Raw genomic sequence first — 25,744 nt, forward strand, 5'->3', positions numbered from 1 at the left:
CACCTCTACTAATGGGAATCACGCCCACTCCCAGTTGGTCAATGTGCGCTCAGCCGCTTCTGCCTGATCAATTATCGCCAATGCGCGTAATAGTTCAGCTTCAGCGCTTTTTTTACTAGCAGCAATCGCGCAAAGCGACAGCTCTGCGCGTTGCCAAGTTTGTTGGAAATCTGTTTCTGCTGCTGAAACATTGCAACGTTGCCTCACTTTGCGAAGCACGCTTTGCAAGACGGATCGTTTATCCTTTAGTGACTGTGCCTCATAGATGAACAGCTCGCAGCGGACACAGGCCATCATTAGGCGCGTTTCACTTCTTCCATGACATACGCTTCAATCATGTCGCCTTCTTTAATGTCATTGAATTTATCAAGCGTAATCCCGCATTCATAGCCAGCTTGCACTTCTTTGGCATCGTCTTTGTAGCGTTTAAGAGCGTTCAGTTCGCCTTCATAAATGACAATGCCGTCGCGGATCAAGCGGACAGAAGAATTGCGGGTGATTTTTCCTTCTGTTACATAAGAACCGGCGATCGTGCCGACTTTCGAAACTTTAAATGTCGTCCGTACTTCCACTTGCCCGATGACTTTTTCTTCAAACTCAGGATCAAGGGCACCTTTCATTGCCTGTTCGATTTCGTCAATCGCATTGTAAATGACGCGGTGGAGACGAATATCGACGTTTTCCGCTTCAGCCACACGTTTGGCGTTCACATCAGGGCGAACGTTGAACCCGATGACAATCGCGTTGGAAGCAGACGCCAAAATAATGTCTGATTCTGTGATCGCGCCAGCGCCAGTGTGGATGATATTGACTTTTACGCCTGCCACATCAATTTTTTCCAACGACCCTTTCATCGCTTCAACTGATCCTTGGACGTCGGCTTTGATGATGACATTAATGTCTTTGACATCCCCTTGCTGAATTTGGTTAAACAAGTCATCCAAGCTTACTTTTGACGATGCCGTTAAGTTTTGCTCCCGATAACGGGCCATTAGCCCTTCGCCTAATTGGCGTGCTTTTTTCTCGTCTTCAAATGCTTGGAAACGGTCCCCCGCTTGTGGCACTTCGTTTAAGCCTGTAATTTCCACTGGGGCAGACGGTCCTGCCGTTTTGACGCGGCGGCCTACATCATTAACAAGCGCCCGCACGCGGCCATAGGTGCTGCCGACAACGACTGCGTCCCCAACATGCAACGTCCCGCTTTGGACAAGAAGCGTGGCAACTGGGCCGCGCCCTTTATCAAGTTGTGCTTCTACAACGGTGCCTGTCGCAAGTTTGTCTGGGTTGGCTTTAAATTCTTCAACTTCGGCAACGAGTAAAATCATTTCAATTAACTCATCAATGCCTTCACCCGTCAGCGCTGACACATTGACAAAAATCGTGTCGCCTCCCCAAGCTTCTGGGACAAGCTCAAACTCTGTTAACTCTTGCATCACTCGATCTGGACTTGCTGTTTCTTTGTCAATTTTGTTGACAGCAACAATAATCGGCACTTCAGCCGCTTTCGCGTGGCTGATTGCTTCTTTCGTTTGCGGCATGACGCCATCGTCAGCGGCCACAACAAGAATCGTAATGTCCGTCACTTGCGCCCCACGGGCCCGCATTGTTGTAAAGGCTGCGTGTCCTGGTGTATCTAAAAAGGTAATTTTTTTACCTGAGTGTTCAATTTGGTAAGCGCCGATATGCTGAGTAATGCCCCCTGCTTCCCCCGCAGTCACTTTCGTGTTACGGATTGAATCAAGCAGCGTTGTTTTTCCGTGGTCGACATGGCCCATAATTGTCACAACTGGCGGGCGCTCTTTTAATTCTTCCTCTTTATCTTCACGATCATACAACTCAATATCGAGCTCATCCACAATCACTTCTTCTTCGACTTCCACACCATAATCAGCTGCCAACAATTCAATGGTATCTTTGTCGAGCTCCTGGTTAATGGTAGCCATGACACCAAGACCGATTAATTTCTTAATCAATTCAGAGGCTTCACGATGGAGCTTAGCAGCGAGTTCACTGACCGTAAGCGAACCTGAAATTGTAATTTTTTCAGGCAGCGGCATTTGCTGATGATTGACTTTTGACTGCGGACGACGCTTGCCGCCACGGTTGCCATGGTTCCGGCGATTTTGATTATTGCCTGGACGGCGGTTGCTGCCGCCTGGACGCCCTTGGCCACCTGGACGGTTGCCGCCGCGGTTTTGGTTTGGTTTCCCAGCTTGCGATTTTGCAGCGCCACTTTGGTTGTTGCTGCCTTGGCTTGGGCGTTTCGTTTGCCCTTGAGCTTGATTTTGCTGATTGTTTTGCGGGCGTTGCTTTTGCCCTTGGTTTTGCTGGTTGTTTTGTGGGCGTTGCTTTTGCCCTTGGTTGTTTTGCTTTTGGTTGCCAGTAGCCTGCCCTTTTGTAGCGGCGGGTTTTCCAGCTTGCTTCGCTTTGTTTAATGTTTCTTCATCAATTGCTGACATATGATTTGACACTTCCACACCCATTGATTTTAAACTTTCGATAAGTTGCTTGCTTTGAACATTATTTGCCTTCGCGTATTCATAGATTCGCACTTTTGACATATACGTACCTCCATTATTGGCTCAGTAATGCGGCGATTTTTTTCGCAAACCCTTCACTCCTTATGCCTATTGCAACGCGCGTTTCTTTACCGATCGCTTGCCCAAGCGCAAAACGGTCGCTCGTTTGATAGACTGGGATTTTATAATAGCCGCATTTGTCCTTGATTTTCTTTTCGGTATTGCTGCTAGCATCGCCAGCAAGGATTACCATTGACAGCTCCTGTTTGCGAATCGCGGCAAGAACCAATTCTTCCCCTGTAACAAGCTGTCCGGCACGTTGACATAAGCCAAGGAGCGAGAGCAGCTTTTTGTCGTTGCTCACCGCTTTTTCACCTTCACCCGCTCCGCAATCAAGCGGTCATAGTCGTCTGCGGTCACTTGCACTTGCAAATGGCGCGTTAGACTATCGCGCTTTTTAGCCGTGTTAAACACATCTTCACTGTTCGTCAAATAAGCACCGCGGCCATTCCTTTTGCCAGTGGGATCTAATTCGACTGTGCCTTCAGGTGTGCGTACGATCCGCACAAGTTCTTGCTTTGGTTTCATTTCATTGGTCACAATGCATTTTCTCAGCGGTACTTTCCGTTGTTTCATGCGATTTTCCGCCTCCTGCTCTTAACGTTCATTTTCCTCATTTGTGAATTCTTCTAACTCATCATTTTCATTTTCCTCATCAAGAAGGCCCAGCTCACGGGCTTCCGATTCGCTTTTGATATCAATTTTCCAGCCTGTCAGCTTAGCGGCAAGTCGTGCATTTTGGCCTCGTTTGCCAATTGCTAAAGACAGCTGGTAGTCAGGGACGATGACTTGTGTCATTTTTTCCCCTTCAAGCACATTGACTTTCATTACTTTGGCCGGGCTAAGGGCATTAGCCACATAGACAACTGGGTCTTCTGACCACTCAACAATGTCAATTTTTTCGCCTTTGAGTTCGTCGACAATTGTCTGTACCCGCTGGCCCCGTTGGCCTACACAGGCTCCAACTGAATCCACTTCTGGGTTGTCGGAGTGAACGGCAATTTTCGAGCGGTCCCCCGCTTCGCGAGAAACCGATTTAATTTCCACTGTGCCGTCGTAAATTTCCGGCACTTCTAATTCAAACAAACGCTTTAAGAGCCCAGGATGCGTGCGGGAGATTAAAATTTGCGGACCTTTTGTCGTTTTTTCGACTTTCGTAATATATGCTTTGATGCGGTCATTATGTTTGTACGTTTCATTCGGCATTTGTTCAGACAGCGGCAACAGCGCCTCGACTTTCCCTAAATCAACATAAATAAAACGATGGTCTTGACGTTGGACAATGCCGTTCATAATATCTTCTTCACGGTCAATAAAATCAGAATAAATGATACCCCGCTCAGCTTCACGAACACGTTGCGTGACCACTTGCTTCGCCGTTTGTGCAGCAATTCGGCCAAAATCTTTTGGCGTGACTTCAATTTCGACAATATCGTCGACTTCATAATGTGGATTAATCCGCTGCGCTTCCGCCTCTGAAATTTCTAAGCGTTTATCAAATACTTCTTCCACGACTACTTTGCGGGCAAACACGCGGATGCTGCCATTGTCCCGATTCACATCAACGCGCACGTTTTGCGCTTGGCCGAAGTTGCGCTTATAGCCAGAAATAAGCGCAGCTTCGATTGCTTCAATAATGACTTCTTTTTTGATGCCTTTGTCTGCTTCAAGTGTTGACAAAGCTTCCATAAATTCGCTGTTCATGGAAAGGAACCTCCCTTATTTCGCTTGCAACTAGAGCAGGATCGACAGCCGCGCATTTGCCACTTTCGCGTATGGCACGGTGTAGGTCACTGTTCTTGTTTTGTTTTTTCCTTCAATAACAAGCGTGGCGTCTTCAAATGAAACAAGGACGCCTTCAAACGCTTTTTGGCCGTCGATTGGTTCATACGTTGTCACGTACACGCCTTTGCCGACTGCTTTTTTTACATCCGCTTCTTTTTTTAGCGGCCGCTCTGCCCCAGGGGATGACACTTCTAAAAAATACGCTTCTTTAATAGGGTCCACATCATCCAGGACTTCGCTCAGCTTTTCACTCACAGCTTCGCAATCATCCAAGTTGACCCCTTTGTCTGCGTCAATAAACACACGCAAATACCAATTAGGCCCTTCTTTTTTATATTCTACTTCCACGAGTTCCAAATGAAGTTCGCGGACAATCGGCTCTGCGAGTTGTTCTACGATACGAGAAACATTTTTACTCAATCGCCAATTCCTCCTTTACATCATTAAAAACGTATCCGCTTCTAGAACAGGCATACACAACGGGAGAGCGCTTTTAACGCCGAACCCGCAATGCGAACAAAAAGAGTGGGGGCCCCCACTCTTTTCTCCATCATCGTATGCTAACTATTACCATAAACGATTGTACCACATAAGCACTATGCTTGCAAGGCGGGCTCGTCTTTAAAACAACGATAGCTGGTTAGACTCTGGCAAGCCCTCTAGACAGCCGTGTTCAGACAAGTTCTCGACAACCGTTTTTGTCAGTTTTGCCCGCTGCTGCAAGTCTTCCTTTGACAAAAAGTGACCATTTTCCCGGGCCTTGACGATGTTGAGCGCCGCATTAGTGCCGACGCCATTTAGCGCGTTAAAAGGCGGCAACAGCTTATCGCCATCGACAATGAACTCCGTTGCCGATGATTTATATAAATCAACTTTATGAAAGCCGAAGCCACGCTCGCACATTTCAAGTGAGAGCTCTAACACCGTTAAAACAGCTTTCTCTTTTGGAGAAGCGTCAAGGCCTTTCGCATTGATTTCTTCCATTTTGGCACGAATCGAACTTGCCCCTTTGATCATAATGTCCAGTTCAAAGTCATCGGCACGAACAGTAAAATAGGTTGCATAATACAAAATCGGATGATGCACTTTAAAATAAGCAATCCGCACAGCCATCAACACATAGGCGGCAGCATGTGCTTTCGGGAACATGTATTTGATTTTCGTGCATGAATCGATGTACCAATCAGGCACATCATGCTTTTTCATTTCTTCGACCCATTCAGGCTGCAAGCCTTTGCCTTTACGGACAAACTCCATAATTTTAAAAGCGAGTGATGATTCGAGCCCTTTGTAAATTAAGTACACCATAATGTCATCACGGCAGCCAATGACATCTTTCAATTCGCAAGTGCCATTGTAAATGAGCTCATTGGCATTGCCAAGCCAAACGTCAGTCCCATGGGAAAGCCCGGAAATTTGCAACAGCTCAGAAAAGGTGCTCGGTTTCGTTTCCTCAAGCATTTGCCTAACAAAGCGGGTGCCAAACTCAGGAATGCCAAGCGTGCCAGTTTTGCACAGTATTTGTTCTTCCGTCACACCGAGTACATCTGGTGAAGCAAATATTTTCATCACGTCTGGGTCATCGGTCGGGATCGTTTTTGGATCGATTCCGCTTAAATCTTGAAGCATGCGAATCGCCGTCGGATCATCGTGTCCTAGAATGTCAAGCTTAAGTAAATTATCATGAATTGAATGGAAGTCAAAATGCGTCGTTTTCCACTCTGCATTTTTGTCATCCGCCGGGTATTGGATCGGCGAAAAATCATGAATATCCATATAGTCGGGAACAACGATGATCCCTCCTGGGTGCTGACCCGTTGTCCGTTTAACGCCTGTACAGCCGGCGACAAGACGGTCGATTTCTGCCCCACGCATGAGCAAGTCATGGTCGCTTTGGTAGCCTTTCACATAGCCGTATGCTGTTTTATCCGCTACCGTGCCAATTGTCCCGGCACGGTACACATAGTCTTCGCCAAACAATTCCTTTGTATAGGCGTGGGCACGAGGCTGGTATTCACCTGAAAAGTTCAAGTCGATATCAGGCACTTTGTCGCCTTTAAACCCGAGAAACGTTTCAAACGGGATATCCTGTCCATCTTTAATATACATACTGCCGCATTTTGGGCATTCAGCATCAGGCAAGTCATAGCCAGACGCAACAGAGCCATCATCGAAGAAATGGGAATGCTTGCATGACGGGCATACATAATGAGGCGGCAGCGGGTTCACTTCGGTAATTTCCGTCATCGTTGCTACAAACGAAGAGCCGACGGACCCCCGTGAACCAACGAGGTAGCCATCATCAAGTGATTTTTTAACTAATTTATGAGAAATTAAATAAATAACAGCAAAACCATGGCCAATAATGCTTTTTAGCTCTTTTTGCAAACGGGCTTCTACAAGTTCCGGCAACGGATCGCCGTAAATCATCTTGGCCCGTTCATAGCTCATATTCCGGATTTCGTCGTCAGCGCCCTCAATTTTAGGGGCATATAAGTCATCTGGAATCGGGCGGACATCACCAACTTGTGCAGCAATGTCATTAGAAGCAGTGACAACCACTTTCTCTGCCTGTTCTGTCCCGAGAAAGGAAAACTCTTCAAGCATTTCCGTGGTCGTCCGGAAATGGACGTCTGGCAACTTCTGCTTATTAAGGGGATTCGCTCCCCCTTGGGAAGCAATTAAAATTTTACGGTAAATCGCATCTTCCTCGTTTAAATAATGAACATTTCCTGTGGCCACAACCGGCAGCCCTAGCCGCTCGCCAAGAGCAACAATATTGGCGACAATTTCTTGCAATGCCGTTTCATCTTTTACAAGTTCCCGTTCAATCAAGTGTCCATAATTGCTGAGCGGTTGGATTTCTAAAAAGTCGTAGAAACCGGCGATTTTTTCCACCTCGTCAGCTGATTTTTGCATCATGCCTTCAAAGACTTCACCTTTGTCACAAGCAGAACCGATTAGCAACCCTTCGCGATGTTTATTTAACTGGGAACGAGGAATCCGCGGCGTCCGGAAATAGTAATCAACATGGGCCATGGACACGAGCTGGTATAAATTTTTCAAGCCTGTTTGCGATGTAACAAGCAAGGTGCAGTGGAACGGCCGTTGACGGTGAAAATTCCCTTGCCCCATATGGTTATTTAATTCATCATGGTAAACAATTTCTTTCTCCGCTGCGTCTTTGACCATTTTCCAAAGCAAATACGCCGTTGCCTGTGTATCATAAATCGCGCGGTGATGGCTGACGAGCTCAATGTCAAATTTCTTACATAACGTATTAAGGCGGTGGTTTTTTAATTCTGGGTACAGAAAACGGCCAAGCTCCAACGTGTCTATGACTGGGTTTGTGACTTCCGAAAAGCCCAGTTTTTTATAACCGACATTCAAAAAGCCAATATCAAAGCTCGCATTATGGGCAACCAACGTGGCATTGCCGGCAAATTCACGAAACTGCTTTAGCACTTCAGCAGGTTCAGGAGCGCCTTGGACCATGTCATCGGTAATCCCCGTCAATTCGATGATCGTTGCTGACAGAGGCTCTTTTGGGTCTGCAAACGATTCATATGTATCGATGATTTCACCGTTTTTGATTTTGACGGCAGCAAGCTCAATGATCGTATTGTAGACAGCCGACAGACCCGTCGTTTCCACGTCAAAGACGACATACTCTTCTTCGAGCAAGTGACGGTGGTCAGAGTTGTAAGCAATTGGTACGCCGTCATCAACGACGTTTGCCTCCATGCCATAAATCACTTTAATGTCATGCTTTTTGGCAGCGCCATATGCTTCTGGAAACGCTTGGACAACGCCGTGATCCGTAATGGCAATCGCTGGATGGCCCCATTTTGCAGCCTGCTCGACATACCTGCCAACAGAAACGACGCCATCCATTTGGCTCATTGTCGAATGGGTATGAAGTTCGACTCGTTTTTGTTCAGCGGTATCTTCGCGGACATTTGGCGTTACTTGGTTAAAATCATTGGCGATCATAACGAGGTCGCGGACAAATGTATCGTTTTGGATGCCGCCTCGCACTTTTAACCACATGCCTTTTTTGACCGCTTGCATAACGGGCACATCTTCTTTATCCCGGGAAAACATTTTCACTAAAATCGAATCGGTGTAATCTGTCATTTTAAAGGTTAGCAATGTGCGCCCACTGCGGAGCTCCCGAATATCTGTTGCGAACACATAGCCTTGAATGGTAATGCGCCGTTCTTCATCGACAATCGCTTCGAGCGGCGTCGGCTCATCTTTAATGGGATAACCCATAGACAAGTTGGCTTGTTTTACTTGCTTCGCCATTTCCTCTTCAACCCGTTGTTTTTCCAACATCGCTTCGACCACTTTCGACCGGTCTTCTTCAGCACGTTTGCGGACAAACTCATCATAGGCTTCCTGTGATTGTTGTACGGCGACTGCAAGGGGCAACACAGGCAAGCCAAACTGGCCGCATATGTCTTTAAACGGATCGGCAAGCTTTCGCTTTATCGCTTCTGCTTCCGCTTCGTTTTGCGCTACTAAAGACAGCTTATTGTCATTGACTGTCGGGGCTTGCTTTTGCAGCGTAGCAGCAAGAGGTGGAGAGACACGCGCCAATTCGTTGGCGATAAGAGGCCAATAGCTGCGCCATACTGATTCATCCGTCTCAATATTGGCATATGCAAATGAGCAACGTGCATTGGCGATTTCTCGAAACGTCTGGGCGAGACGCCCTCTAAACAGTTCGCACCATTCGGCTGGCAGCAACCGTTCTAATCGAATGAAAAAATGCCAGACTTTCTGTTCTTTTGAGATTGCTAGTTTTTCAATGTAGCCGTCTTGAAAATGGGGGCGGCCGTCATCTGGAATTTGCAGCTGGTCAAGCAATAGTTGAAGGCGCTCTTTTCTCGTCTCTTTCGCTTGGCTCATTTGTTTCACTCCTTGCTAAAGCGTAAACAGGCTGACGACTAGCCAGCCTGCATTCCGCATTATTCACATAAAAAATCGTTAAGCCAACGAACTAGCTCACTAGCTGTCAACTCTAGCTGTTCGCCCGTTTTGCGGACTTTCACTTCGACGATGCCTTCTCCGGCCCGTTTGCCAACGGCTACCCGTACTGGCAAGCCAATTAAGTCAGCGTCTTTAAATTTAACGCCTGCCCGTTCTGGCCGATCATCATACAATACGTCGATTCCAGCTTGGCGAATGTCGCTGTATAGCTGTTCAGCAAGTGTTTTCTGGTCTTCATTTTTCACATTTAACGCTAATAAGTGGACGTCGAAAGGCGCCACTGCCTTCGGCCAAACAATGCCCGCCTCGTCATGATGCTGTTCAATCACAGCGGCAAGCGTCCGCGATACGCCGATACCATAACAGCCCATTAGAAAAGGCTGTGCTTTTCCTTGGCCATCTAAATATTTCGCATCGAGAGATTCAGAGTAACGGGTACCCAGCTTAAAGATTTGCCCAATTTCAATTCCTTCAGCAAAGCGCAACGTCCCTTTGCCGTCTGGAGACGGATCGCCTTCGCGCACAGTGCGCAAATCTTTATAGGCGGTCACTTCATAATCGCGGCCTGGGCCGACATTTACATAATGGTAGCCTGTTTCATTGGCGCCGCAAGCAATGCGCTCCATGCTGCGAATCCGGTAGTCGGCATAAATCGGCACATCCTTTACGCCTACAGGGCCAATCGATCCAGGAGTCGCACCGAAAGCGGCAACGACTTCTTCTTCACTCGCCATGCGCAGCGTTTTTGCGCCAAGTTCATGCAATGCTTTGACTTCATTAAGCTCATCGTTGCCACGCAAGATAAAAAGGGATAGCACATCATCGACGACAACAACAAGGGCTTTAAAAATGTCATCGGCATCAAAACCTAGTGCTTCAGCGGCTTCGTCGACCGTTTTTGCTTCCGGCGTTGCTCTCTTTTCAAGCAAGCCATGTGCTTGTACACTTGGCACCTCTGGCAGCGCAGCTTTTGCCATTTCCAAGTTCGCCGCGTAATCAGATCCATCGGAATAGACGACAGTATCTTCCCCTACGCTTGCAAGCGCCATAAATTCGTGCGTATCTTTGCCACCCATCGTCCCAGAATCGGCAATCACGGGCCGAAATTCGAGGCCAACTCGCGTGAAAATGCGGCTATAGGCGCCATGCATTTGCCAGTATGCTTCATCAAGGCTTTCCGGCGAGTCATGGAACGAATAGGCATCTTTCATGATAAACTCACGCCCACGGAGCAAACCGAAACGAGGCCGGCGCTCATCGCGAAACTTTGTCTGAACTTGGTAGACGCAAAGAGGCAGTTTTTTATAGGAAGCAATTCCATCTTTAATTAAAGAGGTGATGACCTCCTCATGTGTCGGGCCGAGGGCAAAATCGCGGTTATGGCGATCCTTTAAGCGCACTAACTCATCTCCCATTGCCTCCCAACGGCCGGAAGCTTGCCAAAGTTCAGCTGGATGCAAACTCGGCAACGTCAATTCTTGGGCGCCAATGGCATCTAATTCTTCGCGGATGATCGCTTCAATTTTCGCGATTGTCCGCTTTGCTAGCGGCAAGTACGCATAAACACCTGCGGCAATTTGCCGCATCATTCCTGCGCGCAGCATGAGCTGGTGGCTAATCGCCTCTGCGTCTGCAGGCACATCCCGCATTGTCGGGGCTAAGTAAGTAGATTGTCTCAAGTGACACACTTCCCTTTCTTATGCAATTGTCTCATTATGAAAACAGCTTACTTATATCGTTCCATGTCACTACAATCATCAACAACATCACAAGGGCGAAGCCGATAAACTGAATCGCGCCTTCTTTTTCTGGCGAAACAGGCTTGCCACGGATCCCCTCATAGGCTAAAAACATGAGGCGCCCGCCGTCAAGGGCAGGAATCGGCATTAAGTTGATGACGCCTAGGTTGATGCTTAACAATGCAGCAAAGTTAATAACGGTCAACATGCCAAGAGAAACGGCTTGGTCTGTAATATCGTAAATGCCGACAGGCCCTGAAATATAATCAAGGGAAAACTGGCCGGTAAAAATTAAACCAAGCGTATCAAAAATAGATGTTGCCATCGTAATAAATTGGTTTCCAGCTTGTTGAAAGGAACCAAGAAGCGAGAATTCAGTTACACCGCCAACGCCTAAAAAGCCTTCGTACTCATCAGGCATGACTTCGACTTGACTAAGAGTGGCATTTGTCTGCAGCGCTTCTCCATTGCGCTCATAATCAATGCTCACTTCTTCACCAGGATATTTTTTGACTTCTGTTGTCATTTCTTTCCAAGAATCGACTTCTACACCGTTGACCGCTGTAATAACGTCGCCGTCTCGAAGTCCAGCTGCTTCAGCAGGAGAGTCCTCCACACTTATAACAATTTCTGAGCTAAGAGGCACGCCTTGGTACAAACTTAAGCCGAGTAAAATCACAAAACCAAGTATAAAATTCATCAACGGTCCAGCAAAGATCGCCATCGCCCTTTTTGGCAGTGGTTTTGAGCCAAATTGGCGGTTCCATGGGGCGATGATTTGCGCCACTTCATCTTGGACGATGAACGATTTTTCATCAATTTGGTAACGGACAAGTTCGCCAGTGTCTTCGTCGATCGTTTCCACAAACAAGTCATGGACCAAATCAATCCGTTCCACTTGCACGACTTGTGCTTCTGGGTGTTTTGACTTGTTGTTAACGATAATTTCCTTTACAGTTTCTTTCTCGTCAAGCACCAGTCCAATTTCATAGCCTGGCCGGATCGTTGGCTGCTCAGGCTCTTCGCCTGCCATGCGAACATAACCGCCAATTGGCAATAAACGAATGGTGTAAATCGTGTCATTTCGCTCAAAGGCAAATAGTTTCGGCCCCATGCCAATCGCAAATTCATAGCAGAGAATCCCTGCTTTTTTGGCAAAGTAGAGATGGCCCCATTCGTGGACAAAGACAAGCACACTAAATATCGCAATAAAAGCAAGTAATGTATTCAAAAACGATACCGCCTCTCGGGTTTGTTATGCTTGGAGCTGTTTGCGGATTGAAGCATCGACAGCTTGGATCTCTTCGAGCGATGGATCCGCGATCGGCGAGTGGGCGCTTAATGCTTCTTCAATGATGCGCTCAATTTCCAAGAAAGTGATCTCGCCTTGCAAAAAGCGGAATACAGCTACTTCATTGGCTGCGTTAAGCACGGTCGTCATTGTTCCACCAGCGCGCCCTGCTTCGTAGGCGAGTTTCATGCACCGGAAACGCTCCATATCCATTTTTTCGAAGTGGAGTTTGCCAAGCTCCGCTAAGTCTAAACGGTCATGTTTCGGGCGGGCAAAACGCTCTGGATACGTTAAGGCATACTGGATGGGGACGCGCATGTCGGGAGTGCCTAGCTGGGCAATGACGCTGCGGTCTACATATTCAACCATGGAGTGGATGATGCTCTCTTTGTGGATTAACACATCGATTTGATCATAATCCAAACCAAACAACCATTTCGCCTCAATCACTTCCAAGCCTTTATTCATCATTGTAGCAGAATCGATCGTCACTTTCGCCCCCATGGACCAATTCGGGTGCGCCAATGCTTGTTCGACTGTCACGCCATCAAGCTCCGCCCGGCTCTTGTCGCGAAAACTGCCGCCAGAAGCAGTCAAAATCAAACGGTCGACCGCTTTCTTTGGTTCGCCATTCAGCGCTTGGAAAATTGCGGAATGCTCGCTGTCCACAGGAATGAGCGGCACATTGTTTTCCTTTGCCGCACTGACAACAAGATGGCCCGCGCTGACAAGTGTTTCTTTATTGGCAATGGCAACAGCTTTTTTCGCCTTGATGGCACTGAGCGTCGGCAAAAGCCCGATCGAGCCAGTAATGGCTGTAACGACGATGTCAGTTTCGCTATAACGCGCCACCTCTTTTAAGCCTTCTTCTCCATATAAGAATTCAATAGATTCACCGAATTCCCCTGCTAATGTTTGTGCGTCTTCCGGGCGTTGTACTGAGACGAGCTTTGGTTGAAATTCCTTTATTTGGTTGCGGCATAACTCTAAACTTGTCCCGCACGCGAGCGCCGAAAGCGTAAATTCGTCTGGATAATCACGGATCACATCCAGTGTCTGTGTGCCGATCGAACCTGTCGATCCAAGCAAACTGATTTGTTTCACTATACTCGCCTCCCTTATGAAAGATTCATGTTTGCTAAACAGTTTGTTCTATAGCTAGCTTTTCGGATTACAAAAGCTGTAGCAAATGGAGAATCGGCATAACATAAATCAAGCTGTCGAACCGATCGAGGATGCCGCCATGTCCTGGCAGAACATTGCCTGAATCTTTTACAGCATAATGCCGTTTTAAGGCTGACTCAACAAGATCGCCCAATTGACCAAACACGGCCGTAACAAGCATGATGCAAAGCGCAATTATGTATGAGTTGAAAAATGGATGGATCATATAAAAAATCGTACCGACGACAACAGCAAGGACAATCCCGCCGATCGAACCTTCAATCGTTTTATTTGGGCTAATATCTGGCCACAATTTGTTCTTGCCGATTGCTTTTCCGACAAAGTAGGCCCCTGAATCGGTTGTCCAAATTAATACAATCACAAATAAGACAAGCCATACGCCTACGTCTGGAATCGCTCTCGTCAAAATTAAGTAATGGAAGCCAAAGCCAATATAGACGCTTGATACGATCACGAAACCAACTTCATCAAATGTAAATTTGTTTTTCGTCAATACTGTCAGCAATAATAAACCTAAGATTAAAAATAGGAACAGCTCTACTTTTGTCACATTTAGGGGAATGACGCTATGAAAAAGCGTGTCAGGAATGAGCAACAACCACATTGAAACGAGGCCGACGATGCCACGCAAAGAAAGAGCGCTAATTTTTTTCATTCTTAATAGCTCGGCCATAGCGATGGTGGCCATCAAGCTAACAAAAGTCGTAAACCACCAGCCGCCAAGTGCGATCATAGCCAAGATGACGGCACCAATAAATAAGCCTGTAACTACTCGTGTCTTCACTTACACATCTCCTTCCTACACGCCGCCATAGCGCCGCCCCCTATTCTGATACGTTAAGACCGCTTTATAGAAGTGGTGCTCAGTAAAGTTTGGCCAATACACATCCATAAACAAAAATTCACTATATGCGAGCTGCCACAACATAAAGTTGCTTAAACGCAACTCTCCGCTCGTACGAATAAGCAAGTCTGGATCACGTAAATGGTTGCTCATTAAGTGGGCGCTAATCGTTTCTTCTGAAATGTGCTCTGGCATCAACTCGCCTTGCTGTACCTTTTTGGCAATTTGTTGCATGGCACTCGTAAGTTCGAACCTGCTTCCATAGTTTAAAGCAAAATTTAAAATCAGTCCCGTATTATGCTTTGTCTTTTCAATTGCTTCATCCACTGCATGGAGTGTATACGAAGGCAAACCGTCCTTTGAACCCATTAAACGCACTTGCACATTTTCCTCTATTAGCGTCGGCAATTCGCTTTTCAAATAGCGTTCTGGCAATTTTAGCAGAAATTCGACCTCCGCTTTCGGGCGTTTCCAGTTTTCTGTTGAAAAAGCATAAAGCGTCAATATTTCAATATTGAGGGTATTGGCAGCACGAACAATCTTATTAACCGTCTTCATGCCTTCCCTATGCCCAGCAATACGCGGTAGCCCTTTCTCTTTGGCCCAACGGCCATTTCCATCCATAATAATGGCGACATGCCTCGGTATATTCTGAGGGTCTATTGATGTAGGCTCCTCATCTTCTGTATCCGTAAAGGCTTGCCTCCATTTTGAAAATCTCTCAAGCATTTTACGCCCTCCATCTCGCTGGCGCTCTAGGCCAGCCTGCATCCAGCTGGAAAAGTGTAAAAAACCCCCTTGCTTAAGAGGGTCTCCTACTACTCTTCATCATACACATAAACGTGTTACACTTCCATGATTTCTTGTTCTTTCTGTTTTGCTTTTTCGTCGATTTTTGCAACGTACGTGTCAGTCAGTTTTTGGATATCGTCAGTGGCGCTGCGAAGTTCATCCTCCGTCATTTCCCCGTCTTTTTGCTGCTTTTTCAATTCATCATTGGCATCACGGCGAATGTTGCGGACGGCCACTTTTGATTCTTCAGCGGTTTTGCTAACCAATCGCACAAGCTCTTTCCGGCGTTCTTCCGTAAGAGGCGGAATCGCAATGCGAATGACTTGACCATCGTTTGATGGCGTAAGGCCTAAATCGGATTTTAAAATCGCCTTCTCAATTGAAGCAACAGCCGTCTTGTCATACGGTGTAATAAGCAATAGGCGCGCTTCTGGCACCGTGACTGAAGCAAGCTGGTTGAGCGGCGTTTGCGCTCCATAATATTCTACCGTTACGCGGTCGAGCAAAGCTGGGTTGGCACGGCCTGCACGCAATTTCGCTAATTCACGTGACAGCACGTCAATGGCTTTGTCCATCCGTGTTTTTGCATCTGCCTTGATTTCCTTTGTCATTGGTTATTTCCCCCTTACAGTTGTTCCGATTTTTTCGCCTAACACGGCGCGTTTTATGTTTCCTTCTTCCATAATTGAGAATACGATAAGCGGAATGTCGTTGTCCATACATAAAGACGACGCCGTCGAATCCATGACTTGCAAACCGTCTTTGAGGACATCCATGTACGTAATCGTGTCAAATTTCTGCGCCTTGTCGTCCACGCGCGGATCTGCGTTGTAGACGCCATCGACGTTGTTTTTCGCCATTAAAATCACTTCTGCCTCAATTTCAGCTGCCCGTAGAGCAGCGGTAGTGTCTGTTGAGAAATACGGGTTGCCTGTTCCTGCTGCGAAAATTACAACACGTTTTTTTTGTAGATGGCGAATCGCTTTGCGACGTATGTATGGTTCTGCTACTTGCCGCATTTCAATCGACGTTTGCACACGGGACTCGACGCCAATTGCTTCGAGGCTGTCTTGTAAGGCAAGGGAATTCATAACTGTAGCAAGCATTCCCATATAGTCTGCTGTTGCCCGATCCATGCCTTGAGCGCTTCCAGCCATGCCCCGCCAAATGTTGCCGGCGCCAACGACGACTGCCACTTCAATGTTCAGTTCGGTAATCTCTTTAATTTGCCTAGCAATCGATTGGATGACAGTTGGATCAATGCCATAGCCTTGCTCTCCTGCTAATGCTTCTCCGCTTAATTTTAAAACGACACGATTATACACGCTTATCTTAACCTCCATTATCCGTGACTTTCAAAAAACAGTCTTTGAAAAAAGGGACACAACTTCTCGCAGTGTCCCCTTCCCACGTTCTCTATCGATTTACTTTTTCACTTGCGACATAACTTCTTCCGCAAAGTTGTCTTCGCGTTTTTCGATGCCTTCGCCAACTTCATAGCGGACAAACGATTTAACAGAAGCTTGTTTGCTCTTCACATATTTACCGACTTTTTGGTCGCCATCTTTAACAAACGGCTGGTCTAGCAAGCAGACTTGTTCAAAGAACTTGCTTAGGCGGCCTTCGACCATTTTTTCAACAATGTTTTCAGGCTTGCCTTCGTTAAGGGCTTGTTGCTTCAGCACTTCCCGCTCACGGTCAACAACGTCTTTTGTCACTTCATCGCGTGAAATGTAAGTCGGGTTGATCGCTGCCACGTGCATAGCAATGTCTTTCGCCAACTCTTGGTCGGAAGAGTCGCCAATAACCGTTAGAACGCCAATGCGGCCACCCATGTGAAGGTAAGAACCAAACACGTCAGCGTCTTCTTTTTCCACCACTGTAAAGCGGCGCAATGAAATCTTTTCGCCGATTTTAGCAATTGCTGTATTAATGTGATCTTGCACGGTTTCGCTCCCACCGTTGAATGGTTGCGCAAGAGCCGCCTCTACGTCAGCAGGCTCCTCAGCCAAAATATGTCCAGCTAATTCTTTTACAAGCGCTTGGAAATTCTCGTTTTTGGCAACGAAATCCGTTTCAGAGTTTACTTCAAGAATAACGGCTTTGTTTCCTTCTGTCACAACAGAAGCAAGGCCTTCCGCGGCAACGCGGTCTGCTTTTTTCTCTGCTTTTGCAATGCCTTTTTCACGAAGATAATCAATTGCTTTTTCCATGTCTCCGTCTACTTCGACAAGCGCTTTTTTACAATCCATCATGCCTGCGCCTGTTTTTTCGCGCAGTTCTTTTACCATACTAGCTGTTACTGCCATTAAGTATTGCCTCCTTCAGTACGTGTTTTCCCTTTTTCCACAAAAAAAGGGAAGTAAAGGGTTCATCTCCCTTTACCACCCTTTTTGGAGTCCGTCATTTACGCTGTTGTTGTTTCTTCTTCAACGTCGACTTCTTCTTCTGATTCACCAGCTGTCGCTTCAATCACAGCGTCAGCCATTTTGCCAGTTAATAGTTTTACAGCGCGGATGGCATCATCGTTACCAGGGATGACGTAATCGATTTCGTCAGGATCACAGTTTGTATCGACAATCGCCACGATTGGAATGTTTAATTTATGCGCTTCGGCAATTGCAATCCGCTCTTTACGAGGGTCGATAACAAACAGCGCATCCGGCACGCCGTTCATGTCTTTAATTCCGCCTAGGAATTTTTCTAGACGGTCCATTTCTTTTTTCAGCAAGATGACTTCTTTCTTTGGAAGCACATCAAAAGTGCCGTCTTCTTGCATTTTTTCAAGGTTTTTCAAGCGCGTAATCCGCTTTTGAATCGTCTCAAAGTTTGTAAGCGTTCCGCCAAGCCAGCGTTGGTTAATGTAGAACATGCCGCAGCGGATTGCTTCGTCGCGAACAGAATCTTGCGCTTGTTTTTTCGTGCCGACGAAAAGGATTTTCCCTCCATCAGCCGCAAGATCGCGAACAAAGTTGTACGCTGTTTCGACTTTTTTGACCGTTTTTTGCAAGTCAATAATGTAAATTCCGTTTCTTTCTGTGAAGATGTAGCGATCCATTTTAGGGTTCCAGCGGCGCGTTTGATGGCCAAAGTGGACACCCGCTTCAAGCAATTGCTTCATGGAGATTACTGCCACATCGAACACCTCCTTAGGTTGGTTTTAGTTTCCTCCGCACTCTTCATTTTTTGACGACACTCAGCGCAATTGCCTAAGCACCTTCGCCAAAATCCAAGGCGTGTGTATTTAACACCGTCAATTACTATACCATATTGTCCGATTCCCTGCAACTGGATACATGCGGATTTTCATCATTTTTTTCATGGAAGCGAAGCAGCAAGCTCACTTCCGTTACGCCGATTCCCAAGTCACGGGCAATTTCTTCCACAGTCAGCCCTTGCTTCCTTAGCGAAAATACTTGGCTGTACGTAGTCGAGTGGGCAAATTCCTCTTTCTCTTCAACAGACTCCAGCCTGCTGTCTTGCCCGTTGCCGTCTTTATTTTCGTTATGGTGGTTATGCTCGTTGTGCTTGTCGCTTCTTTCCTCATCACCATTTGTTTTGTATTTGCTGCGGTTGTCAACGATACTACGATCAACGGGTTTGTCATAGCTCTGGTCTTTCTCACGTTGATTGCCATTGACTTGATTAACGAGATTCCCGTCTTTATTCTGATTAGCGGACTTATCCCACTGACCACCTTCCACTTGATTGACAAGTTTCGCGTGTTTATCACTTTTGCCTTGATTAACGAGGTTCATACGTTTATCGGCCTTAGCCTGATCAGCAAACTTAACATCTGGATCACGTTTGGCTTGACTGGCCAGTTCCCCATATGTAACGCCTTTAGCTTTATTGACAAGCTTAACACCCGAATCGTCTTTGACTTGACTGGCCAGTTTTGGCTGTTCCCCTTCTTTCGCTTGATCGGCGTCAACATCTTGTTCACAACTGTCGCTTAACACCGTAAGCAGCTGGTCGTTGCTTTCTTTTACTTCAGCTAAAAATTGCTCAAGCGCTTCTTCTAGTTCGCCTTTATCTACATGCCCCTCTTTAAGCGCTTTTACTTTGCTTTCAAGGGCAACCTGTTTCATGAACAAATAGCCGCACAGTAGCAAAAGGGCAAATACTAAGATTTCCGTCAACTTGCTCTCCCCCTTAACGGACAAACTCTTTCTTTTGCAAACCTTTCCGTAGTTTAGCAATTGCCCGGGCATGGATTTGTGAGATCCGTGAAGTCGACAAATTTAAAATGCGCCCGATTTCCGTCAATGACAATTCTTCGTAATAACTAAGTTGGATGACAAGCTGTTCATTGCGTCCTAGCTCTTTAATCATTTCTGCTAATTCTTTACGTGTATCTTCTTCGACTAATTTATCATCAGGCATAATCGCTTGTTCATCTTCAAATTGGTAAGCAACAGCGCTAGGGTCCAAGTGGTCGTTCATATGCATAACGTCGTCCAAGGAAAGCGTATGGCTGGCAAATTGTTCCCGTTTTAACGCTTCAATCTCTTTTTCTGGCAAACCCATTGCTGCTGCCACTTCGCCAGGAAGAACAGACCGCCCTTTCTCCTGTTCTAGTTGTTCTGTTATTTGTTCCAATTTTTTCACTTTATCACGGATTGTCCGTGGCAGGCGGTCTTCTTTGCGGAGCCCATCGATAATCGCTCCCCGGATTCGAAACGATGCATATGTATCAAATTTTAGCGCTCGCTTGGAATCAAATTTGGCAATTGCATCTAGCAGGCCGCTTAACGCGTGGCTTTTCAGTTCATCCTTTGAAATCGATGACGGCAAGCCATTCGAAATTCGTTGCACATGGTAAGCAACTAGCGGCATATAGTGTTCGATCAACGCTTCAGCAGCTACTTCTGAATGTTCGTCATCCCATTGTTTCCATAACTCTGCAGCATTTGCCATAAAGCCGCACTCCCCTTTCAAAGTATCATTTGCCCGTGATGGACCGTACGGACGGCCAATTCGCCTGTTTTGACGTCATATTGGATCGTCCGTCCCTTCGTTCCACCTGTATCTTCTGCAACAAGTGTGATGCCTAGGCGAGCGAATGTCTCTCTGGCAGCCGCCGCGTTGCGCTCGCCGATTTGCATGAATTCACGTTTCACTGCGTGCTTAAACATTTGTGCACCTCCCGCCATCTTTGCGCAAAGGTTCCTAGCGCCCTGCTTTTTCAACTCTGCTTGCAAGGAGGCGATGGCAGTGTCCGCATAGCGCCATGGATTCGCCCCTTTTCGCGCCTTCGTCGAATCGGGAAGCATCACATGAACCATGCCGGCGATGAATCGTTCCTGATCATACAAGACAATGCCAATACAAGAGCCTAGGCCGCACGTCCGTAGGACACCTTCGCCTTTGACAATTTTCCACTCTCCGATTGAGATGGTTTCGCCCTTAGTCATGGCAACTAGCCTCCAACACCTGCGTTAAGGTAACACTCGCATTTTTATCGGGTATGAACAGCAATAAGCCATCAAGGGGCTGCGTCGATTGCGGAAGGCAAATGTCCGTTTCCATCACAATGCATTCTTCGTCATCGATTAAATGTAGCGCCCCTTCTGCGAGAACAGCGCTTGCTAAATCAATGGAAAGCTCAGTCACAAGCGGGTAGCATTTTAAGTCTGTCAGTTTTGATAAAGCAGTCAAATAAGCACCGATCAACAGATTTCCTACTTCTTGGAAGGCTGACTGGGCCAGCTCACTTGCGGCAAATACATGTGGCTTTAGCTTGAGCTTTTCTTCGAGCAAATAAGCGGAGAAAGCAGCAGCTGCTTTTGTGGTCGCCAAAAAGAACATTCCGCCGCCAAGCTCACCGCCTAGGGGGGCATAGACAGCAGCAATTTCTTCATCCTCCGCAAAACGGAAGCGGGGCAGTTCAGCCATGCATAAGTAGCGGGCCGCTGGAACGTCCATGACAACATTGGCGCCAAGTAGGCTGGACAGAGCTGTCGCCGCGTAGCCTGTGCCAATATTGGCCATTTCCTTCATTCCGTCTAATCGATTACGCATAAAATCCCCCTTCCCGTTTATCTTTTTTAGCTAGGTAGCGCCCGATCTCATCCTTGTCCATGATAGCGTCGACTTGATTGCTCGCAATCGCAGCCTTAGGCATTCCAAAAATCGCCGCCGATTTTTCCGACTCTGCTAAGATTTCACAACCGCCGCTCTGCTTGACCATTTCCAATACTTTTGAACCATCATTCCCCATGCCCGTTAACACAATAAGCGTTTTCGTCGCACACGCAATTGTAGACTGAAAAAGCAGGGACACACTAGGATGGTACAAATCAGTTTTGCCAGCAGGTGAAATGTGTGCGTACAAGCGAGCGCCACGTTTATTTAGTTCCAACTGCGCGCCGCCTGGGGCAATATAAGCAGTACCCGCAAGTAGCGCTTCCCCATGCGATGCTTCTTTGACGCGAATCCGACATAAGCGGTCAAGCCGAGCGGCCAGCGATTTTGTAAAACCTGCTGGCATATGCTGGGCAATGACGATTGGAGCTGAAAAGTCAGGGGCTAGCTTTGTCAGCACATGTGTGAGAGCAAGAGGGCCGCCTGATGATGCACCAATGGCAACCACTTCCCCTAATGGCTGTAAGGTCGCTTCCTCTCGTTTGGCACATGGCAACAGTTTGGCGGCAAGGGCTTTGGTTAGCGCTTTGGCATTTGCCGTTTGCCAGAAGACTGTTCGGTCGCTGTCAACCACTCGCTGCTGCGGTTCCAAGACAAACACTGTATGGCGAGGCAACCCCATCACGTCGATTTGCCCCCATTCGTCACAAGGCGCATATAAGAATGCATCAACAGTTACAATCGCCTCTTCCCAGTTTGAAAAAGCAGCATTTGCCTCGAGTCCCTCTACTTGACGTAGCGCCGTTTGTAGAAATTGCTGCTTAAACAAAGAAGGGCTCACAACAGCCACGGTCACCATTCCAACAAAAATTCCTTTACGAGCACGCTGACACTTTCGTAAATGCTGTCAACGTACGCTTCTCGAGGCTCGTTTTCAATGACACCAAGGATGGTTGTCCGCTTTTCTAAAAATGTCGTAATCGTATCCGCCATATTGTAAGCAGCGCGCTTCGCTTTGTCTGAATCGCCTTGTGACAAGCCAAGGAGCAAAACAGAATGAGGCCTTTCTTGTTTCACAAACTGATAGTTGGCAAGAAGCGCCTCTTTATCTGGCACTGTAAACAACAACAAAGGAACGTCTTGGCGCAATTGTTTTTTCTCCCCCGCTGTACGGATGTAAAACAGCACTTGAACATTGGCAGCGGACAGCGTTTTACTCGTTTCCCGAGTAAATAGATGGTCTTGTTTCTGTGCTGAAAAAAGTTGTTTTGCGGCGTCGGTTGCGATAATAACCGCTTGGAACCCATAGCGATCGAGCGCTTGACAAATTTCTTCTATCATCATTGTTTCGTGCGCGTTTGAAAGGTGGATTTCAAATGCTTTCGTTTTCCTGCTTGCAAGCATACGCAAGCCTTCTGCTTGATCCATTAGACACCCCCGGTAAGCCACTTCAGCAATTGTTCTTTATCAGGCCAGCAAATGTCTTCTGGCACATTTTGCCCGGTCGTCACACAAGCAACCGGAACCGAATCGCTGTACAAAAGCTCACAAAGTGTTCCAAGTGAAGCCGTTTCATCCAACTTCGTTAAGATCAGGCCATTGACAAGCTCTTTTGGAAAACGGCTAAGCATATGCCGGGCATCTTCTGCTTTGGCAGCCAAACTAAGGGCAACCAACAAGTGACATGACGCGCTCTGCCGTATATAATCAACGAGCTCAACAGGCATTTGCTCCTGCAAATAATTGCGCCCAGCTGTGTCAACTAAGACAAGATCAGCCGTTTGACGGCTGCACAAATCAATTAATTCTGATTCATTGTATGCTGTATAAATAGGGCAATCGAGAATATGAGCATATGTTTTTAACTGTTCGACTGCGGCAATCCGATACGTATCAAACGTGATGAAAGAAACCGTTTTGTTTTCCTCAAACATGGCTTTTGCAGCAAGCTTGGCGATTGTCGTTGTTTTCCCTACTCCAGTTGGCCCAGCGACAATGAGTGTTTGTTGCCGTTTTTGCTCGAATGGTTGCAGCTGCAAACTGGCTCGAAATGTTTGCATAAGCAACTCTTCTTTCGTGCGGGCGTTGCCTTGCTTCTCTGCCATTTGCGCTGTCAACTGCAAATTTTTAAGAACACGGTTCGATACGCCCAGCTGTTGCAAATGACGGTTTGCTTCTTTTAAAAGCGGTGATTGCTTATCTTCACCATCGCGGCCAACGCTGCTGTTACGGTGATTCGGCCCGTCAATGCCAGCAGTCACTTGGACTTGCTTTTTGCCAAAAAAACCAAATAGCCCTCCTGTCACCACTTCTTTGACGTGCAATATGACAGCATCCTTGCCCAACTGCTTGCGGATGTCTTTTGCCGCTTCCTCTAGCGTCGGGGCTACAAATCGTTTTACGTTCATTCGGCATTTACCACTCCTACGCTTTGGACTTCCACATCCGGTTCCAGTTCGTTATAAGACACGACGGGGACATGGGGCAAATGGCGCTCAATTAATTGGCGCATGTGCATTCGTACGGCCGGCGAACATAAAATCACGGCCTGCCTGCCAAGTTCAGCCACTTTTTGTACTTCATTGGCCGTGTTTTGTAAAATCGCATGTGAATCAACAGGCGCGAGCGCCAAAAAGCTGCCATTCTCATTCTGGCCAATGGCATCGGCGATTTTCTTTTCAACAGCAGCGGCCAACGTGATGACGAATAATTCGTTCCCGCCGTTTGTCAATTGTGTTGTAATTTGCCGTGATAAAGCTTGGCGCACATACTCCGTGACGACATTCATGTCTTTTGTAAGCGGGCCGTAATCAGCGAGCGCTTCAAAAATAACAGGCAAATTCCGGATCGATAATTGTTCACGCAACAAATTGCGGAGCACTTTTTGAATATCGCCCGTTGTGAGCGGGTTCGGCGTTACTTCTTCGACAAGCGTCGGATACGATTCTTTCAGATGGTCGATAAGCTGCTTCGTTTCTTCGCGCCCAAGCAGCTCATGGGCATGTGCTTTTAACACTTCCGTTAAATGTGTTGAAATCACTGTCGGCGGGTCGACGACTGTATAACCGGCCATTTCAGCGCGGTCGCGCATGTCTTCGTCTACCCATAAAGCAGGGAGCCCAAATGCAGGTTCAATCGTTTCAATGCCGACAATCGAGTCATCTTGTTCCCCTGTGCTCATGGCCATGTAATGGTCGAGCAGCACTTCCCCTTTTGCAACAACAGTGCCTTTAATTTTGATCATATAACTGTTTGGCTCAAGAGAAATGTTATCGCGGATCCGAATAACAGGGATGACAGAGCCAAGTTCAAGAGCCATTTGCTTGCGGATCATCACGACGCGGTCGAGCAAATCTCCCCCCTGATTGGCATCTGCTAACGGAATCAAACCGTAGCCAAACTCAAATTCAATCGGGTCCATTTGCAGAAGTTGGACGACACTTTCAGGGCCAGACGGCTCTTCAGGTGGTGCTTCTTCTAAAAGGGCTTCTTCTAAATTCGCTTTTGCCAAGCTTGCTTTTGACAGGCGGTAGCCTGCAAACACGAGTAACCCTGCGATCGAAAACGTGACAACTTTCGTAATCGGTGTTGCTAAACCAAGCAGAAAAATAGTCGCCGCTGTGACATAAAGAAGCTTTGGGTAAGCGAGGATTTGCCTCGACAAATCGGTGCTTAAGTTTCCTTCTGAAGCGGCCTTTGTAACAATGACGCCTGTAGCTGTAGAAATAAGCAATGCCGGTATTTGCGTGACCAAGCCGTCCCCGACTGTTAGAAGCGTGTATGTATTGGCCGCCGTGTTCATGTCCATGCCCATTTGCATCATGCCAATCAAGAGGCCGCCGAGCATATTAATGATGACAATAATGATGCTAGCAATGGCATCACCTTTTACAAACTTGCTGGCACCGTCCATCGAACCATAAAAGTCAGCCTCGCGCTCAATTTTTTCCCGGCGCTGTTTCGCCTCACGGTCAGAAATGAGCCCAGCATTCAAATCCGCATCAATGCTCATTTGTTTTCCTGGCATGGCGTCAAGCGTAAAGCGGGCACCGACTTCCGACACACGCTCGGCCCCTTTTGTAATGACAATAAACTGGATAACGATGAGGATTAAAAAGACGATAAACCCAACTACAGCATTGCCGCCAATGACAAAACTCCCGAACGTATCAATCACATTCCCTGCTTCCGCATTGCCGAGAATCGACCGTGTCGTCGACACGCTTAATCCTAAGCGAAACAGCGTGACGAGCAACAGCATCGTTGGAAAAATTGAAAAGTCAAGGGCATCTTTTGTGCTGATGGCTACTAGCAAAATGAGCAATGACAGTGAAATATTAAATATAATTAAGACATCGAGCAAAAAAGGCGGAAGCGGGATAATCAGCATGACAATGATTAAAATCACGCCTGCTAAAACCGTTAAATCCCTCGCTTTCATCGCATC

Annotated in this window: 24 protein-coding genes; all 24 read right to left on the reverse strand. The window is 47.0% G+C overall.

Features of this window, described 5'->3' with window-relative positions:
- Window positions 1-18 precede the first annotated feature (18 nt).
- Complete coding sequence (locus N6H06_RS14955) at window positions 19-297, reverse strand: DUF503 domain-containing protein (protein WP_263707434.1); 279 nt, start codon at window positions 295-297, stop codon at window positions 19-21.
- Window positions 297-2,561: a translation initiation factor IF-2 gene (gene infB / locus N6H06_RS14960; protein WP_212953793.1), complete on the reverse strand. Its 2,265-nt coding sequence runs from the start codon at window positions 2,559-2,561 to the stop codon at window positions 297-299. Before infB ends, N6H06_RS14955 begins: the two co-directional genes overlap by 1 nt.
- A gap of 13 nt (window positions 2,562-2,574) precedes the next feature.
- Window positions 2,575-2,883, reverse strand: a complete 309-nt coding sequence (locus N6H06_RS14965) for a L7Ae/L30e/S12e/Gadd45 family ribosomal protein (protein WP_011247072.1) — start codon at window positions 2,881-2,883, stop codon at window positions 2,575-2,577.
- Window positions 2,880-3,155, reverse strand: a complete 276-nt coding sequence (rnpM, locus tag N6H06_RS14970) for an RNase P modulator RnpM (protein WP_011247073.1) — start codon at window positions 3,153-3,155, stop codon at window positions 2,880-2,882. The genes N6H06_RS14965 and rnpM overlap by 4 nt, the downstream gene beginning before the upstream one ends.
- 21 nt (window positions 3,156-3,176) lie before the next feature.
- Window positions 3,177-4,283, reverse strand: coding sequence for a transcription termination factor NusA (gene nusA, locus N6H06_RS14975; protein ID WP_011247074.1), 1,107 nt, complete (start codon window positions 4,281-4,283; stop codon window positions 3,177-3,179).
- A gap of 30 nt (window positions 4,284-4,313) precedes the next feature.
- On the reverse strand, window positions 4,314-4,784 hold the full coding sequence (rimP, locus tag N6H06_RS14980) for a ribosome maturation factor RimP (protein WP_062750653.1): 471 nt from the start codon (window positions 4,782-4,784) through the stop codon (window positions 4,314-4,316).
- Between the two features lie 201 nt (window positions 4,785-4,985).
- A complete protein-coding gene (locus N6H06_RS14985; protein ID WP_263707435.1) occupies window positions 4,986-9,278 on the reverse strand; it encodes a PolC-type DNA polymerase III in 4,293 nt (1,430 codons plus the stop codon).
- Between the two features lie 59 nt (window positions 9,279-9,337).
- Entirely contained in the window at window positions 9,338-11,038 is a 1,701-nt protein-coding gene (locus N6H06_RS14990; RefSeq protein ID WP_263707436.1) for a proline--tRNA ligase, read from the reverse strand.
- A 34-nt stretch (window positions 11,039-11,072) separates the two neighbouring features.
- Complete coding sequence (rseP, locus tag N6H06_RS14995; RefSeq protein ID WP_263707437.1) at window positions 11,073-12,329, reverse strand: RIP metalloprotease RseP; 1,257 nt, start codon at window positions 12,327-12,329, stop codon at window positions 11,073-11,075.
- Between the two features lie 24 nt (window positions 12,330-12,353).
- The gene (locus N6H06_RS15000) at window positions 12,354-13,493 is read right to left on the reverse strand and encodes a 1-deoxy-D-xylulose-5-phosphate reductoisomerase (protein WP_263707438.1); all 1,140 of its coding nucleotides are present in this window, start codon (window positions 13,491-13,493) and stop codon (window positions 12,354-12,356) included.
- Between the two features lie 67 nt (window positions 13,494-13,560).
- Window positions 13,561-14,358, reverse strand: a complete 798-nt coding sequence (locus N6H06_RS15005; RefSeq protein ID WP_263707439.1) for a phosphatidate cytidylyltransferase — start codon at window positions 14,356-14,358, stop codon at window positions 13,561-13,563.
- 15 nt (window positions 14,359-14,373) lie between these two features.
- Complete coding sequence (locus N6H06_RS15010) at window positions 14,374-15,147, reverse strand: isoprenyl transferase (protein WP_062750822.1); 774 nt, start codon at window positions 15,145-15,147, stop codon at window positions 14,374-14,376.
- A 116-nt stretch (window positions 15,148-15,263) separates the two neighbouring features.
- Window positions 15,264-15,821 carry a ribosome recycling factor gene (gene frr, locus N6H06_RS15015; protein WP_062750659.1) on the reverse strand — a complete coding sequence of 186 codons (558 nt, stop codon included), beginning with the start codon at window positions 15,819-15,821 and terminating at the stop codon, window positions 15,264-15,266.
- 3 nt (window positions 15,822-15,824) lie between these two features.
- Window positions 15,825-16,553, reverse strand: coding sequence for a UMP kinase (pyrH, locus tag N6H06_RS15020; RefSeq protein ID WP_062750660.1), 729 nt, complete (start codon window positions 16,551-16,553; stop codon window positions 15,825-15,827).
- 81 nt (window positions 16,554-16,634) lie between these two features.
- A complete protein-coding gene (gene tsf / locus N6H06_RS15025; RefSeq protein WP_062750661.1) occupies window positions 16,635-17,519 on the reverse strand; it encodes a translation elongation factor Ts in 885 nt (294 codons plus the stop codon).
- Window positions 17,520-17,617: 98 nt separating this feature from the next.
- Entirely contained in the window at window positions 17,618-18,346 is a 729-nt protein-coding gene (rpsB, locus tag N6H06_RS15030; RefSeq protein WP_062750662.1) for a 30S ribosomal protein S2, read from the reverse strand.
- Between the two features lie 124 nt (window positions 18,347-18,470).
- A complete protein-coding gene (locus N6H06_RS15035; RefSeq protein WP_263707440.1) occupies window positions 18,471-19,352 on the reverse strand; it encodes a DUF2802 domain-containing protein in 882 nt (293 codons plus the stop codon).
- A gap of 13 nt (window positions 19,353-19,365) precedes the next feature.
- A complete protein-coding gene (locus N6H06_RS15040) occupies window positions 19,366-20,130 on the reverse strand; it encodes a FliA/WhiG family RNA polymerase sigma factor (protein WP_011247087.1) in 765 nt (254 codons plus the stop codon).
- A gap of 17 nt (window positions 20,131-20,147) precedes the next feature.
- Window positions 20,148-20,627 carry a chemotaxis protein CheD gene (locus N6H06_RS15045; protein ID WP_212953806.1) on the reverse strand — a complete coding sequence of 160 codons (480 nt, stop codon included), beginning with the start codon at window positions 20,625-20,627 and terminating at the stop codon, window positions 20,148-20,150.
- Window positions 20,620-21,234, reverse strand: a complete 615-nt coding sequence (locus tag N6H06_RS15050; protein ID WP_263707441.1) for a chemotaxis protein CheC — start codon at window positions 21,232-21,234, stop codon at window positions 20,620-20,622. Before N6H06_RS15050 ends, N6H06_RS15045 begins: the two co-directional genes overlap by 8 nt.
- Window positions 21,227-22,156 carry a CheB methylesterase domain-containing protein gene (locus tag N6H06_RS15055; protein WP_263707443.1) on the reverse strand — a complete coding sequence of 310 codons (930 nt, stop codon included), beginning with the start codon at window positions 22,154-22,156 and terminating at the stop codon, window positions 21,227-21,229. The genes N6H06_RS15050 and N6H06_RS15055 overlap by 8 nt, the downstream gene beginning before the upstream one ends.
- The gene (locus N6H06_RS15060) at window positions 22,150-22,725 is read right to left on the reverse strand and encodes a hypothetical protein (RefSeq protein WP_263707445.1); all 576 of its coding nucleotides are present in this window, start codon (window positions 22,723-22,725) and stop codon (window positions 22,150-22,152) included. The genes N6H06_RS15055 and N6H06_RS15060 overlap by 7 nt, the downstream gene beginning before the upstream one ends.
- Window positions 22,725-23,705 carry a flagellar biosynthesis protein FlhF gene (locus N6H06_RS15065; RefSeq protein WP_263707446.1) on the reverse strand — a complete coding sequence of 327 codons (981 nt, stop codon included), beginning with the start codon at window positions 23,703-23,705 and terminating at the stop codon, window positions 22,725-22,727. The genes N6H06_RS15060 and N6H06_RS15065 overlap by 1 nt, the downstream gene beginning before the upstream one ends.
- On the reverse strand, window positions 23,702-25,738 hold the full coding sequence (gene flhA / locus N6H06_RS15070; protein ID WP_263707447.1) for a flagellar biosynthesis protein FlhA: 2,037 nt from the start codon (window positions 25,736-25,738) through the stop codon (window positions 23,702-23,704). The genes N6H06_RS15065 and flhA overlap by 4 nt, the downstream gene beginning before the upstream one ends.
- Between the last annotated feature and the right edge of the window lie 6 nt (window positions 25,739-25,744).

Origin of the sequence: Shouchella tritolerans, assembly GCF_025770735.1 — a bacterium.
Classification (GTDB): Bacteria; Bacillota; Bacilli; order Bacillales; family Bacillaceae_D; genus Shouchella; species Shouchella tritolerans.

Coding starts and splice junctions, on each gene's coding strand:
- N6H06_RS15045 (WP_212953806.1), bottom strand. CDS start 20,627: ATGACTAAGGGCGAAACCATCTCAATCGGAGAGTGGAAAATTGTCAAA.
- N6H06_RS14955 (WP_263707434.1), bottom strand. CDS start 297: ATGATGGCCTGTGTCCGCTGCGAGCTGTTCATCTATGAGGCACAGTCA.
- N6H06_RS15065 (WP_263707446.1), bottom strand. CDS start 23,705: ATGAACGTAAAACGATTTGTAGCCCCGACGCTAGAGGAAGCGGCAAAA.
- nusA (WP_011247074.1), bottom strand. CDS start 4,283: ATGAACAGCGAATTTATGGAAGCTTTGTCAACACTTGAAGCAGACAAA.
- N6H06_RS15040 (WP_011247087.1), bottom strand. CDS start 20,130: ATGGCAAATGCTGCAGAGTTATGGAAACAATGGGATGACGAACATTCA.
- N6H06_RS15050 (WP_263707441.1), bottom strand. CDS start 21,234: ATGCGTAATCGATTAGACGGAATGAAGGAAATGGCCAATATTGGCACA.
- infB (WP_212953793.1), bottom strand. CDS start 2,561: ATGTCAAAAGTGCGAATCTATGAATACGCGAAGGCAAATAATGTTCAA.
- rnpM (WP_011247073.1), bottom strand. CDS start 3,155: ATGAAACAACGGAAAGTACCGCTGAGAAAATGCATTGTGACCAATGAA.
- N6H06_RS15060 (WP_263707445.1), bottom strand. CDS start 22,725: ATGGATCAAGCAGAAGGCTTGCGTATGCTTGCAAGCAGGAAAACGAAA.
- flhA (WP_263707447.1), bottom strand. CDS start 25,738: ATGAAAGCGAGGGATTTAACGGTTTTAGCAGGCGTGATTTTAATCATT.
- N6H06_RS15055 (WP_263707443.1), bottom strand. CDS start 22,156: ATGGTGACCGTGGCTGTTGTGAGCCCTTCTTTGTTTAAGCAGCAATTT.
- N6H06_RS14985 (WP_263707435.1), bottom strand. CDS start 9,278: ATGAGCCAAGCGAAAGAGACGAGAAAAGAGCGCCTTCAACTATTGCTT.
- frr (WP_062750659.1), bottom strand. CDS start 15,821: ATGACAAAGGAAATCAAGGCAGATGCAAAAACACGGATGGACAAAGCC.
- pyrH (WP_062750660.1), bottom strand. CDS start 16,553: ATGGAGGTTAAGATAAGCGTGTATAATCGTGTCGTTTTAAAATTAAGC.
- tsf (WP_062750661.1), bottom strand. CDS start 17,519: ATGGCAGTAACAGCTAGTATGGTAAAAGAACTGCGCGAAAAAACAGGC.
- N6H06_RS15010 (WP_062750822.1), bottom strand. CDS start 15,147: ATGCTTGAGAGATTTTCAAAATGGAGGCAAGCCTTTACGGATACAGAA.